Below are 15,007 nucleotides of genomic sequence, written 5' to 3' on the forward strand. Positions count from 1 at the left end.
GGGTGCAAGGATGAGGGCTAGGGTGAAGGAGAATAATCGGAGGATCAATCGGTTACGTTCGGTGGTTGAACGGACGATTGCGCAGGTGAAGACCTGGCGGGTTTTACATACGGGCTTCCGTCGGCCGCTCGGTGTTTATTTGCAGGTGTTTTCGGTGGTGCGGGCGCTGATTTTTTTTGCGGCTTCGGACCCCTTATGAATAAGCCTCCATATACTCTAGAAGCTAAAACCTGCCCCTATACCGGCGACGCCTCTTAAGCTACTCGCCGTCACCCATATCTGATGAAATTAGGGAAATGTCTACTCCGGTTAAACTTTAACGCGTGTGAATTCCTAATAGTTCTTAAAAGTAGCTCTGGACGTCTACCCTCCTGTTTTTCAGGTAAAACCCCAGGGAATATCTTTGGACGCATAGCGCCCTCAGAGCTTAATAGTGTCGCCTATCATGCAGGGGCAGCGATTTTGTGGGTACGATGAGATGAAAGAAAACAAGTATACGGAAAAAACGAAACGAATAGGTCATGACTAATAACCCCCAAATCAGTCGACGAAGCCTCACTCAAGGCGCAGCCTGGGCTGCACCGGTTATCATCGCCTCGGTGACCACACCGGCCTATTCTGCTTCAGCTACGGTTGCGATTGCATCTTCTACTTATTTCGCTTGGGCGGTCGCCTCAGGGCAAACCGTCACCCCTTACTCATGTGCCGGTAAGGTGCAGGTTCAAATCAGCCAGCTAAGCACTCAAAACTCCTACCTGACTGTTAACAATCTTAAAAGCACATCTAAAGTAACCAATCCTAAAGGCTCCTACTGGTTACCAGTGCAGTCTGGAACCACGTTCACCCGAGTCGCTAACACTTCCACGTGTTGGAGTGTTCCAGTAGCTAGCGGTAAAACCACGACCTATAACGGGGTGGTTTTCCGTGAATACACTTCAACTTATACGTGTCCTATTACGGTTTCGGGTACGTCGTGGACTCAGCCTACGAGTTCGAATTTTAAGTTTGTCTCCTCCTGTCAAACAGGGACAACGTTGCCCTCGCGGATTTATCATTATGAGCAGTCAGCGACTGTGACTTCTGCCTCTGGTGCAGTTGCTACTGCGACGAAGAGTAATGGGTGGAGTAATACTTTTTAGGAAGGATGATGTGGCAGACGATATGGCTCTGCCATGGGTCGTTGTGAGTGTGAGGAATTGTGGGAGAGTTGAGCAGTTCTGTTCCTCTCCCGCCTTTCGTTAAAGAGTGATAAGAGGTCCGGCGGGTAGGGGTGATGTCTCTTAGCTCTTATCGTCGCTACCCGTACGTGGTGAGCAGGATTCACACATGCTACTAGTGGACTCACCAATTCCTCATGATGAGTCCTTATCTTGTCAGAACTCTGTTCTATACAGGGGTATGGTTTTCTCAGTTTCCTTCCCCTGCTCAGGATTATCAGCATACCCAGATAGATCTGAATAAAATACTGGTCAAAGACCCTGCCAATACCTGCTTCTTACATATATATATGGGAACTCGCTGGAGGGCTAGGGTATTTATGACCAGGATGAGATCGTCGTTGACCGCTTTATCACACCGGAGACGGGGAAAATCGTCGTCGCTTCTTTGGATGGTGAGTTCACTGTTAAACGGACAGATGTTGATCGGCGCAGCAGCGGTTGGTTGCTACCGGAAAACTCCAAGTACCCTGTTATCCCTGTTGAACCCGAGACGGGTTACTCCATCTTCGGCGTCGTGAGTTATTGTCACCATCAACGGGGAGTCGAAGGAAGGGTTTGGTCAACAACTTATTGCAGGACTGCTTGATTATGGAGAAGAATAGGTATCATCGCCAACGGGTTATGGTTTCCTAAGCCAGAGGAGTCAGAGATTTTTTCAAATACAGATACAGGCTGGGCTCTTATTTTGCTGGGTTTATTTGCCATATTCGTAGGCTCTGTTCTATTGACCTATCAGCATGTGAACTGGAAAAGCGTTAAGATAACTCCCCCAGAAAACCGTCCTCATATAGAGCTCTTAGTACTCTCACTTTTCAACATTAGATGGGGTACCTCTAAGCATCGAGCTCTCTTACTTGCACCCATCGTTGCTGCAATAGCAGGGGGAGTATATTTCCTCGTCGATGGTTTGAATGGTTAATAAATAATCAGGCCTCGATTACATAATGAGTCTGTTATTTGGCTTGATGATGCAGCATCCAGCCAGCTACTAAAACCTGAACTTATCCCAGCGACGTCCTGTAATTTGAGTACACAAAAAGCGTTGATTGCCCAACGGAATTGGTGAGCATTCAACGCTTTTCGTGTATTCAAGCCGGAGCATCCCTAACTGCCCGCTTGAGCAGAAAGCATTTGTACCAGATAGCGCACACTGTACTGGGAAAATTTCTGGTACCTCGTGCACTATCTGGTACAAACTGCTTATTTCATAGGATGGGAATGCCGAACAAGCACAGCAGTAAGGTGAACTGGCTGGGTCTGGCATGAATCGCCTTTGCGAGCGCCAGCGAGCCAGGCGAGAAGGTTAGTTCACCGTTGCTGTGCTTGTTCGGCATCAAAAGAACCTTATGAATAAGCTCCCTAGTCCGTCTTCAGCACCAGCAGCAGATCTCCGCCCTGTACCTGAGCGACGTCGTCGAACACTACGCGTTCAACGGTGCCGCCAATCGGCGAGGTGATTGAGGCTTCCATCTTCATCGCTTCGATGGTTGCTACCTGGTCACCAGCAGAAATCTTATCGCCGACCTTAGCGGTAACGGTCACGCCTCCTGCAAATGGAGCTGAGATATGACCCTTATTTGAAGGATCTGCTTTTTCTGCTTCCTTCACATTTGATTCAACCGAGTTATCGCGAACTTCCACGGTGCGTGACTGCCCGTTCAGGGTGCAAATCACGTGACGAATACCCTTAGAGTCAGGCTCGGAAATCGCCTGCAGTGTGGCAATCAAACGTACGCCCCTACCGAGGGAAATCACGTGTTCACGGTTTTCCATCATGCCGTAGAGGAAGTCGCGGGTGTGCAGAATGGAAACGTCGCCAAATTCTTCACGTACCGCTTCAAACTCGCGGGTTGGTGCAGGGAACAACAAGCGGTTCAACGTGGCGCGGCGGATTTCCGAATCGCCCAGGAGAGCCTGGCGGTCTTCATCAGACAGCTCATTCACACCGGGCTTGGACAGCTTACGGCCCTCCAGCGCCTTTGTGCGGAAAGGCTCAGGCCAGCCGGCGGGCGGAGTGCCCAGCTCGCCGTTGAGGAAGCCAATCACCGAGTCGGGAATATCGAAGCTCTGCGGATTCTTCTCAAATTCTTCAGGGTCAACTCCCATGCCCACTAGTTGCAGAGCGAGGTCGCCTACTACCTTGGACGACGGCGTCACCTTCACAATATGGCCGAGCATGCGGTCAGCGGCGGCGTACATATCCTCAATCGCCTCAAAGCGATCCGCCAAGCCCAAAGCGGTTGCCTGCGCACGCAGGTTGGATAGCTGTCCGCCGGGAATCTCGTGGTTGTACACGCGACCTGTCGGCGAGGTCAGGCCGTTCTCGAACGGCTTGTAAATCTTACGCACTGCTTCCCAATAGGGTTCGAGCGAAAGAACCGCATCCAAATCAATCTCAGGCTCACGAGCGTTGCCATCCATAGCAGCAACGAATGCGGAGAACGAAGGCTGCGAGGTAGTACCTGCCATGGTTGCAGTGGCGACGTCGACGGCGTCCACTCCCGCTTCAACAGCGGCAAGCAGCGTTCCTACCTGTCCCCCGGCAGTATCGTGGGTGTGCAGGTGAACCGGCAAGTCGAAACGGTCGCGCAGAGCAGTCACCAGCTGGCGAGCTGCTTCGGGGCGCAAAAGTCCCGCCATGTCCTTGATAGCCAGAATGTGTGCACCGGCGTCCACAATTTGCTGAGCCAAATCGAGGTAGTAATCGAGGGTGTAGACCTTCTCGTTGGGGTCAAGCAGATTACCCGAGTAGCACAAAGCCACTTCGGCAACGGCAGTGCCTGTCTTACGAACAGCCTCAATAGCCGGAGTCATCTGTGAAACGTCGTTGAGCGCATCGAAGATACGGAAAATATCGACGCCCGTTTCGGCAGCTTCTTTCACGAACGCGTCGGTTACCTCAACCGGGTAGGGAGTATAACCCACCGTATTGCGACCGCGCAGAAGCATCTGAATCGGAATGTTAGGCATAGCCTCGCGTAGATAGCGCAGGCGTTCCCAAGGGTCTTCGGAGAGGAAGCGCAGAGCTACATCATAGGTTGCACCGCCCCATGCCTCAATCGAGAAGATATTGGGGGTTACGTGAGCCACTGCAGGAGCTGCCGCCAGCAAATCACGAGTACGGACGCGCGTTGCAAGAAGCGATTGGTGAGCATCGCGGAACGTCGTATCGGTGACTGCCACAGGCTTGTATTCGCGCAAAGCCTTGGCGAATCCCTCGGGACCCAGCTCCTGTAGCTTCTTGCGCCAACCGGCAGGAGGCTCATGGTTAGATGAATCGAAGGGGGTGCGGAAGGGTTCTTCTACCTTATCCCCAGGGTAACGAGGGAGCTTTTGACGGGGGTCAGGTCCTTCAATCCGAGGACCGTTCGGCTGATTCACCGTTACGTTAGCAAGGTACTGTAGTGCCTTTGTGCCCTTATCCCCCAGCGGCTTTTTGTTGACCAGCTCAGGGTGTTCGTCAATGAACGGCGTGGAAACATCGCCCGAACGGAATGTGGGGTCTTCCAACACAGCCTGCAGGAACGGAATATTAGTTGCGACGCCGCGTATACGGAATTCCGCCAACGCCCGCTGGGCACGCTGCACCGCTGCGGGGAAGGTACGACCGCGGCAGGTAAGCTTCACCAGCATGGAATCAAAGTGCGGGGAAATCTGAGCACCGGTGTAGACGGTGCCACCGTCCAAACGAATGCCAGAGCCACCGGCGGAGCGGTAGTAGGTTACCTTGCCGACGTCGGGGCGGAAGCCGTTGGCAGGATCTTCGGTGGTAATACGACATTGAAGAGCGGCGCCGCGCACGTGGAGTTCGTCTTGGCGGATGCCCAAATCTTCGAGGGTTTCGCCTGCCGCAATACGCATCTGCGACTGCACAATATCGACGTCGGTGACTTCTTCGGTGACGGTATGTTCCACCTGCACGCGCGGGTTCATCTCAATAAAGACGTGCTGACCAGCGCGTTCACCGGCGGTATCAACCAAGAATTCCACGGTGCCGGCGTTCTGGTAACCCAGTTCTTTGGCGAATTTAACCGCATCGCGGAAGAGCGCCTGACGGATTTCTTCGTCAAGATTCGGCGCTGGTGCAATTTCCACAACTTTCTGGTGGCGGCGCTGCAGCGAACAATCGCGTTCAAAGAGGTGCACGATGTTGCCTTCGTTATCCGCCAGAATCTGCACCTCAATATGGCGAGGGCGCAGTACAGCTTGTTCCAAGAAGACGGTAGCGTCGCCAAAAGCTGTGTCTGCCTCACGCATGGCAGCAGCCAGTGCATCGGGCAAAGCCTCACGGGTCTCAACACGGCGCATACCGCGACCGCCACCACCGGCAACAGCCTTAACGAAGACGGGGAAACCGATCTTGTCTGCCTCAGCGATCAGGTAGTCAGTGTCGGTGGAAGGTTCCGAAGAATTCAACACAGGAATTCCGGCTCGGCGCGCGGCTTTGAGCGCTTCCACCTTATTGCCTGCTAGTTCTAGCACTTCGGGAGCTGGACCGATGAAGGTGATGTTGTTTTCAGCCGCTGCACGGGCTAAATCGGGGTTTTCCGAAAGAAATCCATATCCGGGATAAATGGCATCTGCACCGGCTTCTTTGGCAATGCGGATAATCTCATCAATATCCAGGTAGGCGCGAACGGGGTGCCCTTCTTCGCCGATTGGGTAAGCTTCGTCCGCCTGCTGGCGGTGAATCGAATGGCGGTCTTCGTAAGGGAAGACGCCGACAGTCTTTGCGCCTAATTCATAGGCAGCTCGGTAAGCACGAACGGCAATTTCACCGCGGTTTGCTACAAGAACTTTTTCAAACATAGAAATGTGTTCCTCTCAGTCTCAGAAAGTTGGTAGAGACAAGACACACGCCAGTGTGCCGCATTACTAATACCGTAAACCATCAGTACTTGTATCTACGTATTGGTCAACTCAATAGTTCATAAAGTGGAAATATTTATCTTCAATCAGCTTTTGATTTGAATAGTTCGGGAAAAATCTGGAGAAATTATCACTGAATTGGGGACTAAGGTTGCCTAAGAGTTACGACGAGATTCGATAGCATTACTTAAAGCTTTTTCGGTTTACGTCGAGCATTCGCACACGATTTATTGGGGGACCAATTTCATGCCTCTTATGGTGAGTATCAGCAGCCTCAAAGGGGGCGTAGGCAAAACATCGGTCACTCTAGGACTAGCTTCAGCAGCCCTTGCCGCAGACATGCGTGTTCTAGTGGTCGATATGGACCCCCACGGTGACGCCAGCACCGGCCTGGCTGTCGAAGACGGCGGAACCGACGTCGGCACCATGCTTTCCCGTCCCAAGAAATTTACTCTCTCTGAAGAAATAGTCCCCTCCGGATGGAATGCTCTAGCAGAAAAAGCAGTCATGGAACGCCAGCTTCAAAATGAGGCGGAAGACTTCGCTGAGGATGACGAAGAGCCAGATACCGAAGACCCGGCAGAGGATGCGGTAGATACTGCAGAGGGATCAGCGATTGATGATGACTCCCGCGCTGAAGAATACGGGGAGTCTAACTACGACGAGCTGGATGAAGGCTACGAGTACGTTACCGAAGACACTTCCGCTGTAGAGGTGGAATACGAAGACGAAACCGCGAATCCCGACCTAGAAACCGATAGCGTTGAGGAACACCAAGAACTCACCAATCCTGCTGGATTCCGCTGTGGCTCAGTAGATGTGGTGCGCGGTTCAGCGGCAACCACAGCCCTCGAATCACTGACTTTGAAGAAAGCTCTCCCCCGCCTCCGTCAACTTCTCGATGGTGAAGTAGAAGACTACGATCTCGTGCTCATAGACTGCCCACCCACTCTTGGCAGGCTCACCTCTATGGCATGGGCAGCATCTGACCGCGTGATTTCTATTGCAGAGCCATCGCTGTTCTCCGTTGCAGGTACAGAGCGAACCCTTCGCGCCATTGCCCGGTTCGAACAAAATTCTGAGTATTCGGTGGGTGCGGCATCCGTCGTCATCAATAAGGTGCAAGATAACAACCCCGAGCATAACTACCGCATTGAAGAAATGACTACCCTCTTTGGCGAGCTGGTAGCTGTCCCCTCACTCCCCGAGTTCGAGTCTTTCCAGCGTATTCAGGGTTCTGCCTACCCCGTACATTTCTGGCCTGAGCCCGCAGCGCAAGACTTTGCTCAGAAGCTAACTGACCTTCTCGAAGGCTTGCTGAACTAAACAGGCTCACAAAAAATGACCCCGAGGAATCGGGGTCATTTTTTCATTGTCAAGTTTCTCAATTTTTAAGAGCCATATGCTGCTTTTTGAACGCGACGAGCGTGCAGCTCATCTTGTATTTCAGTTTCATCCAAGCTCTGGGTACTCTCGCCCGGCAGCTTTGCCAAGTTAGTCTCTAGTTCGCGCCAGACGCGGCCGATAGCGATACCAAATACACCCTGACCAGCCTGCACCAAATCAATGACTTCATTGGGTGAGGTGCATTCGTAGACTGATATGCCATCGCTCATCAAGGTAATACCCGAAAGATCTTCTACCCCGCGAGTGCGCAGATGCTCCACCGAGGTGCGGATTTGCTGCAAAGACACGCCGGTATCGAGTAAGCGCTTCACAATTTTCAACACGAGAACGTCGCGGAAAGAATAAAGACGCTGAGAACCCGAACCCGATGCAGAACGCACCGTGGGAGTAACCAGCTTGGTACGAGCCCAATAATCAAGCTGACGGTAAGTAATACCGGCAGCCTTGCATGCGGTGGGACCTCGATAACCAAGATTTTCATCCACCAAAGACAGCGAATCGGTAAAGAGGACGCCCTGCTCTCCCTGAGGAGGTTCGGTAGGCATCACGGCATCAAACCCCAAAAGAGGCTGATCCATCGGCACTGCGGCGAAACCGGTAGCGGAGTTCAATGGACGAACCGATGAGGCCGAGCGTGCAGAGCCGGCGTTCTCGTTAGCTACCATGTGGTGATCCTAACCGTAGTGTAAACAGGGACTCTAGCAATAATACCGCCACGGCAACGCAATCCTCGGTTAATCCGGGGTGCACCTGATGGAATATTGCTGTTTTTAAATTCTGAATGCGGCATCTCTGCCGCATTCAGGACTCCTTAGCTTAACACGCGCAGGAGTGGTTTTAAAAGAAATTGCAGGTTTAGAAGCTGGGCATTGACGATGCAACCAGTGCCATGTGAAGCCGCAAGCATAGCTGGGCGATTTCCGACGCGCGGGCTGCCGCTTTCGCCTGGGAATCTTCGTCTTTTCTCGAAGCCAGCGGAGCTACAGCGGTCTCAACCAAACCGACTTCTCGCTCTGCAGCCGCTCTAAACTGGCGCAGATGACGAGGCTGGATACCGTGGGAGGTCAGCTCGGAACAAACGCGGGTGACCACGACGTCGTAGTCGTCGTAGACACCGTTATTTTCCCTAATCAGCCCAAAGTTAATCAGTTCCCTCAATAGAGGCATATCTACCTCAGCAGCTGCAGAGAGCTCACGCAAAGTATAGGTGGCACCGCTGTCTTTGATGCTTGCCAGCGGAGAATCAGACAGGGCAGGCTGAGACTCAGCTGATTCCTGAGACGGAGCAGTCTCAGATGGCGACGTAGACGCCGGCTCAGGCCCCACTGCAACTTCATGCAAAGTGTTGGATTCCACCAGCTCTTTGATAACTTTTAGTGGCAGGTACCGATCCCGTTGCAGTAGAAGAATCAGCCGGAGCTGCTCAACGTCTGCAGCAGAATACTTGCGGTAACCGGTATTTGTACGCTGCGGGTGTACCAATCCTCGGTCCTCCAAGAAACGAATCTTGGAAGCGCTAATGCCGGGAAAATCGACATCTAAAGCACTGAGAACTTGCCCAATGGTTTTGTCCTTAGCCGCTTTAATCTGAGATTCCTCAGTCCCCTCTTTTTCTTGCTGAGTTTCTGAGAATTCCGACATTATTTGCCGGTGCCCAAGAAGAACGAGAAGTGGAACTTACCGATGTTAATTTGCGATCCGTTCTGCAGATATGCGTTATCTACACGGTCACCATTCACATAAGTACCGTTCAGAGAATTATTATCAATCAATTCAAAAGTACCGGCGTTGGGCAAGAAAGCTGCGTGCTGGCGAGATACAGTGACGTCGTTCAGGTAAACGTCTGAGTTGGGGCTACGACCAGCTACGATAGGCTTGACGGCGCCGGTCTCATCCGTTTCAATATTCAGCAAGAAACGTGCACCGCGAAGTTCACCGTTCGTACCAATCAGCAAAGCTGACCCCTCGGGAAGAGTCGCAATAGCGGCTAGCTCCTCCTGGGTAGGTGCGTAGGCAGGCTGCCCGCCAAGCTGCGCATTCGCAGCAAGAGCAGTCAGAGCAGATGTTTGGGGGTGAGCCTCGTTATTGGGCATCTATACTTCCTCAATGAAATAACGCACCCTCATAAGGCAAAAAGCCAGGATGCGGCAGGATTTTAGGGATTTTCAATGGTCACGAATCGGTAAACATTGAAGCTCTCGTCCAATCTTAGCCAGTAAGCCTCAATCTTGCATAGAATTATTCAGATTTAAGCAAAAAAATTACCGGCTGCTTCAAAGAGTAGCCGGTAATTACAGATCTACGGGATTAGCCGATTTCAGCTTTGTAACCCTCTGCATCCAAAAGACCTTCAAGTTCTGCCTCATCTGCAGGCTTAACCTCGATGAGCCAGCCCTCGCCATAAGGATCAGAGTTAACCAGTGCTGCGTCGTCTTCCAAGGCCTCGTTAATCTTTACAACCTCACCATTGATGGGTGCAAAAAGATCTGAAACAGACTTAGTGGACTCAACCTCACCGAAGCTTTCGTTAGCTTCGAGGGAGTCGCCAACCTCAGGAAGATCAACATAAACGACATCGCCCAAGGAATCCTGTGCGTGGTCGGTAATACCGATACGAACGGTACCCTCGTCGGTGAGGCTGGTAACCCATTCGTGTTCAGCAGTGTAAGAAAGATTTGCGGGTACTTCGCTCATAATGGCTTTCCTTTCAAATGCGTGCGGTAGCCCTCTTCATAAGCGGCCGAGCGCACGATGCTATGGAGTGAATCCTGCGTGCAAAGAGGCAAACGCTCAATAGCGATTGCGCTCACATTAAGTATCTCATATTTGCCGGTGCCTCGTGCACTTCACGATTCAAAGTGCACGAGATGTTTAAGGTAAGGAGGTAACCCCCGGCGAGGTTACCTCCTTCATTTACTCAGCTCTTACCCTTAGATAACGCCTTCGGAGAAGCGGTTAGGGTTGCCGAAGCGGTGAGCGGTAATCGAAACAGCCTGTTCCTTGAGGAACGGGAGCATTTCGATCATGCCAGCTTCAGTGACAGGCTGGGTGTAGACGGCAATGTCAGGACGCCCACCGAGGGCTTCGAAGATGCCAACGGCGTCCGAACCTACCAGGCGAATACGAGAACCTTCCAAAGGGCCACCCTCGAATTCGCGCACATCACGCTGAGCTTGTTTACTGAGCCACTGGCGATATTCAGCATCTGGTTCCACAGTGATTTTCACACCGTGGTTCTCTAGTGCACCGCTCGCAGCCACGGGAAGCGGCTTTGCAGTGGAGAGGTAAACCGGTGCACCTGCGGCCAAACCAGCTAGCAGAACACGTACAACGGAGTGAGTGCTTGCATCTGAATCTGCACGAACCTGAACTGCCTGGGGCACATAGCGCAAAATATTGCGCTCAACACCGAGCTGGCTGGGGTCATGACCAATACCAAACTCAGAATTCCATGCGAGGGAGTCAGAGGACGCCGAGCGCAGCAAGAACTCAAGCTCGCTCTGATCGACCGAGGAAGGTTCGCGCACCGCACCGATTACTTCGCGAACTGCCACCGAGGTAGGTGAAGCGGTGCTTTGCGATTCCTTGGACTCCCAGTCGGTCAAAGCGGTGAGGTAGTTAGGGCCACCCGCTTTGGTACCGGATCCAACGGTTGACTTCTTCCAACCACCGAAGGGCTGACGCTGCACGATAGCACCGGTAATACCGCGGTTGACGTAGAGATTGCCCGCCTGAACCTTGGAAAGCCACAACTTAAGTTCGCCGGAATCGAGCGAATGCAAACCGGCAGTCAAACCATAGTCAGTTGCATTCTGTAGCTCAATTGCTTCTTCCAAAGTCTTAGCTGTCATGACGCCAAGAATAGGACCAAAGTACTCGGTCAAGTGATACTCAGAGTTAGGTTTGACGCCGGCACGAACACCGGGCGACCACAAACGACCGGATTCATCCAACTTCTTGGGCTCAATAACCCAGTGCTCCCCCTCTCCCAGTTCGGTCAAACCGGAAAGCAACTTGCCTTCAGCAGGTGCAATGACGGGGCCCATCTCAGACTCAATATCCTGGGGGTAAGCCACATGCAAAGACTGCACCGCATCTACCAACTGATGGTGGAAACGCTTGGAGGTAGCAACGCTACCAACCAGAATGACGGTTGAAGCAGCCGAGCACTTCTGACCTGCATGGCCAAATGCCGACTGTACGACGTCTTTGACTGCAAGATCAAGATCCGCATTCGGCGTCACAATAATAGAGTTCTTTCCAGAGGTCTCACCGAACAGGGGCAGATCCTTACGCCATGAACGGAAGGTTTCAGCGGTTTCATAACCACCGGTAAGAATCAAACGGTCCACAGCAGGTGAGGAAATGAGCTTCTTTCCAGCTTCCTTATCAGTCACCTTAATGAGGCGCATCAACTCGCGGGGTACTCCAGCTTCCCAGAGAATCTCTGCGATGAGCGCACCAGTGCGGGCGGTGAGAGTCGCAGGTTTGAAGATAACGCCCGAACCTGCAGCAAGTGCAGCCAGAACACCACCAGTAGGAATAGCGGTGGGGAAGTTCCACGGAGGGATTACCAAGGTGAGATTGACTGGAACCGGCGAAGCGCCGTCCATCTTCTCCTGTCTTTCAGCAAGTAGAGCATAGTAGTTAGCAAAGTCAATTGCCTCGGAAACTTCGGTGTCGCCCTGGTCAAGGGTCTTACCGGCTTCAGCAGCCATTACCTCCAGGAACTTATCTCGATTCAGACCAATCTGAACACCCACATTGCGAAGAACCTCAGCGCGCTCAGCACCTGACTTCTCGCCCCAAGGCTTAGAGGCATTGATAACAGAATCAATCAGTTCATCCACCTGAGCGGCTGAAGAAAGCTCGTTATCTTTAAGTGCCTGAAGACCAATTTCAGTTGTCTTGGAACGTTCAAGAATGTCACGACCCCACACGCGGTTTTGCTCCAGTGAAGAATCGGTATCGGGAGCATTTTCAAACCCAAAACGAGGGCGGAACACAGTCTGAGCGGTTTCTTCCAAACGATTCTGAGTACGCTTAGGGCCGGGAACCTCATCGGTTACAGAATTGAGCGAACGCATGAAGCGAGCCTGCTCGCGCTGGAACAACTCATCGCTCTGGTGCAGATCGAAGACGGCACTCATGAAGTTCTCAGACGAAGCGTTTTCCTCCAGACGGCGTACCAGGTAAGAAATTGCGACGTCGAATTCTTCAGGGCGAACAACCGGGGTGTAGAGCAAAATGTGCCCCACGCGGCGTCGGATAACCTCGCCCAACTGATCAGCCATGCCGATGAGCATTTCGAACTCAACGTCATTTTCCACGCCACGATCTTCTGCCAACAGAAGAGCGAAAGCGATATCAAAGATGTTCTGACCTGCAACGCCCAAGCGAATATTCTTGGTGCGCTCTGGGTGCAAAGCGTAATCGAGTACGCGCTTGTAGTTGGTGTCGGTGAGCTGCTTGGAATCCCATGTAGTCACGTCCCAGCCGTGAACAACAGCTTCAACGATTTCCATCGACAGGTTAGCGCCCTTTACCAGGCGAACTTTCACGCGAGAACCGCCGTTTTCAACACGCTTGGCAGCCCATTCCTGCAAGTGCTGCATAGCCGCCAAGGTATCGGGCAGGTAAGCCTGCAGTACGATACCTGCTTCAAGATCGCGCAGGTGCTCCTGGTCGAGAATCTTGGTGAAAACTGCGATGGTCATGTCGAGGTCTTTGTACTCTTCCATGTCCAAGTTAATGAACTTCTTCTTGGGAGAGTTAGCTGCCAGCTCATAGAGCGGAGTCAGACGGCGGACAGCTTCTTCTACAACCTCATCAAACGCCCAGTGCGAATGGGGGCCAGAAACTGCCGAGACCTTGATGGAAACGTAATCGACGTCGTCGCGGGAGAGCAAACGCTTGGTTTCGCTCAGGCGGCGCTCCGCTTCCTTATCGCCCAGAACTGCCTCACCCAACAGGTTGATATTCAGTTTATTGCCGCCCTCAGTGAGGTGCTTGATAGCGGGGCCCAGCTTTTCATCTCGTGCGTCGATAATGAGGTGGCTGACCATCTCACGCAGCACCTTACGTGCAACGGGAACGGTAGGCCAAGATGCCTTGCCAGCAATCGCGCCACCAGCCTGAACGGCAGCCTTCATGTACCAGGGAAGGAAGGCAGGGGCGAGGGAGGAAATCTTAGAAAGGTTAGTACCGGCGACCGAAGCGTCTTCAGGGCGGACGACGGTGTCCACGAAGCCTACGGTGAAGTCCAGGCCGTTAGGGTCTTTGAGTACGCCAGCCAGCATTTCCGCTGCCTGATCGGAAGGTACGTTCTGCGCTTCTTTAAGCCATTCTTGAACGAGTTTCTGTGCACGCTCAGCAAGCTGCTGGTAGTGATCAGAGGTGAAAGTGTATTCCACGGAATCTCCCAACGATTCTAGGGTGCCGCCCGTAAGCGGCGTTGATGCTCTCTCTATTGGAACACGCTATGACCGCAAACACAGTATTAGGAAAAATGAATCTTATTCACTGATACAGTTAAGAAATAGTTAATGGTTTGTTTGTCTCAGGAGATGCCATGTATGACATTCGCCGCCTACGCATGCTGCTTGAAATTCATGAACGCGGAACCCTCACCGCAGCAGCAAAAACACTGCACCTCACATCCTCTGCTATCTCCCAGCAAATTTCTGTTCTCGAAAAAGAAGCCGGTACCGCGCTGATCCAGAAAGTTGGACGAGGCGTTCAGCTCACCACCGCAGGGTTGGTGCTAGTTGAAGGCGCGCGCAGAGTTCTAGAAGAGTTTGACTCAATGAAAACACGGGTGGAGAGCCTCACCGGAGAAGCTCGAGGAACAGTGCGCATCGCTATTTTTCAATCGGCGTCCCTCGCTCTTTTACCTGCAGCCCTTGAATATCTGCAGAAAAACCACCCAGCGGTTCAGCTCCACGCGATGCAGATAGAACCCGAAATTGGTCTCAATCTGACCAAGAGTAGGCAATTCGACCTCACTATCGCCGAGACGTATCCCAACCACTTTATTCCAGAGATTCCAGAACTCTCTTACGAATTGCTCACCGAAGACCGTCTAAACATCATTGCGCCCCAAGCAACAGATGCCGAAGAGCTCACCGAGGCCCAAAATCTACGCTGGGTTTTTGAAAATACCGGCAACACCAGCAGACAGTGGGCTATCAACCTTTGCCGAGCCTCCGGGTTTGAACCGCGTGTCGATTTCGATATTGACGACGTCATCACCCATCTTCATCTGGTACGAGCTGGGTACGCGGCGGCAATTGTGCCTCAATTTATTGTGCAAAGTTCCGGCGGCCTTTATGGCGTGAAAGTATTGCAGACTACCCAGGAACATTTTCGGAAAATCTTTATGGTTACCCGTCGAGAAAGCCAAGATCAGCTCTCCATAGGCGCGGTTCGCGATGCCCTTAAGTGGGCGGCACACCGCGATGCCGAAGTTTGATTCATGATTGTTCCAGGTGCCTAACCTAAGGGTCACTAAA

Annotated in this window: 11 protein-coding genes; 5 read left to right on the forward strand and 6 right to left on the reverse strand. The window is 52.4% G+C overall.

The genetic code is table 11. The features are described 5' to 3' along the window. From ACFR81_RS05800 to ACFR81_RS05810, 3 genes are all read left to right on the forward strand, one after another. Nucleotides 1-199 (forward strand): transposase family protein (locus ACFR81_RS05800; protein WP_377148671.1); only part of this gene is annotated, 199 nt, incomplete at its 5' end. Between the two features lie 322 nt (nt 200-521). Beyond that, nucleotides 522-1,139: a hypothetical protein gene (locus tag ACFR81_RS05805; RefSeq protein WP_343874076.1), complete on the forward strand. Its 618-nt coding sequence runs from the start codon at nt 522-524 to the stop codon at nt 1,137-1,139. Nucleotides 1,140-1,533: 394 nt separating this feature from the next. Next, nucleotides 1,534-1,806 (forward strand): LexA family protein, encoded by a 273-nt coding sequence (locus tag ACFR81_RS05810; protein ID WP_083147292.1) that lies wholly within the window; start codon nt 1,534-1,536, stop codon nt 1,804-1,806. 773 nt (nt 1,807-2,579) lie between these two features. Here the strand turns inward: ACFR81_RS05810 and ACFR81_RS05815 are convergent. After that, nucleotides 2,580-6,029, reverse strand: a complete 3,450-nt coding sequence (locus ACFR81_RS05815; RefSeq protein ID WP_145177037.1) for a pyruvate carboxylase — start codon at nt 6,027-6,029, stop codon at nt 2,580-2,582. A gap of 306 nt (nt 6,030-6,335) precedes the next feature. On the opposite strand from ACFR81_RS05815, the gene ACFR81_RS05820 reads away from it, so the two are divergent. After that, nucleotides 6,336-7,415 carry a ParA family protein gene (locus ACFR81_RS05820; RefSeq protein ID WP_343874080.1) on the forward strand — a complete coding sequence of 360 codons (1,080 nt, stop codon included), beginning with the start codon at nt 6,336-6,338 and terminating at the stop codon, nt 7,413-7,415. 65 nt (nt 7,416-7,480) lie between these two features. On the opposite strand, the gene ACFR81_RS05825 is transcribed toward ACFR81_RS05820, so the two are convergent. The 5 genes from ACFR81_RS05825 to ACFR81_RS05845 form a co-directional block, all read right to left on the reverse strand. Then, nucleotides 7,481-8,074, reverse strand: a complete 594-nt coding sequence (locus tag ACFR81_RS05825) for a MerR family transcriptional regulator (protein WP_068171841.1) — start codon at nt 8,072-8,074, stop codon at nt 7,481-7,483. A gap of 277 nt (nt 8,075-8,351) precedes the next feature. Next, nucleotides 8,352-9,137 carry a transcriptional regulator FtsR gene (ftsR, locus tag ACFR81_RS05830; RefSeq protein WP_083147291.1) on the reverse strand — a complete coding sequence of 262 codons (786 nt, stop codon included), beginning with the start codon at nt 9,135-9,137 and terminating at the stop codon, nt 8,352-8,354. After that, nucleotides 9,137-9,589, reverse strand: a complete 453-nt coding sequence (locus ACFR81_RS05835) for an FHA domain-containing protein (RefSeq protein ID WP_068171803.1) — start codon at nt 9,587-9,589, stop codon at nt 9,137-9,139. Before ACFR81_RS05835 ends, ftsR begins: the two co-directional genes overlap by 1 nt. Nucleotides 9,590-9,803: 214 nt before the next feature. Further along, a complete protein-coding gene (gcvH, locus tag ACFR81_RS05840; RefSeq protein ID WP_068171799.1) occupies nt 9,804-10,190 on the reverse strand; it encodes a glycine cleavage system protein GcvH in 387 nt (128 codons plus the stop codon). A gap of 236 nt (nt 10,191-10,426) precedes the next feature. After that, entirely contained in the window at nt 10,427-13,909 is a 3,483-nt protein-coding gene (locus ACFR81_RS05845; RefSeq protein WP_343874088.1) for a bifunctional proline dehydrogenase/L-glutamate gamma-semialdehyde dehydrogenase, read from the reverse strand. Between the two features lie 158 nt (nt 13,910-14,067). On the opposite strand from ACFR81_RS05845, the gene ACFR81_RS05850 reads away from it, so the two are divergent. Then, entirely contained in the window at nt 14,068-14,967 is a 900-nt protein-coding gene (locus ACFR81_RS05850) for a LysR family transcriptional regulator (protein WP_068171795.1), read from the forward strand. Nucleotides 14,968-15,007: the final 40 nt, after the last annotated feature.

Origin of the sequence: Rothia amarae, assembly GCF_042677725.1 — a bacterium.
GTDB lineage: Bacteria > Actinomycetota > Actinomycetes > Actinomycetales > Micrococcaceae > Rothia > Rothia amarae.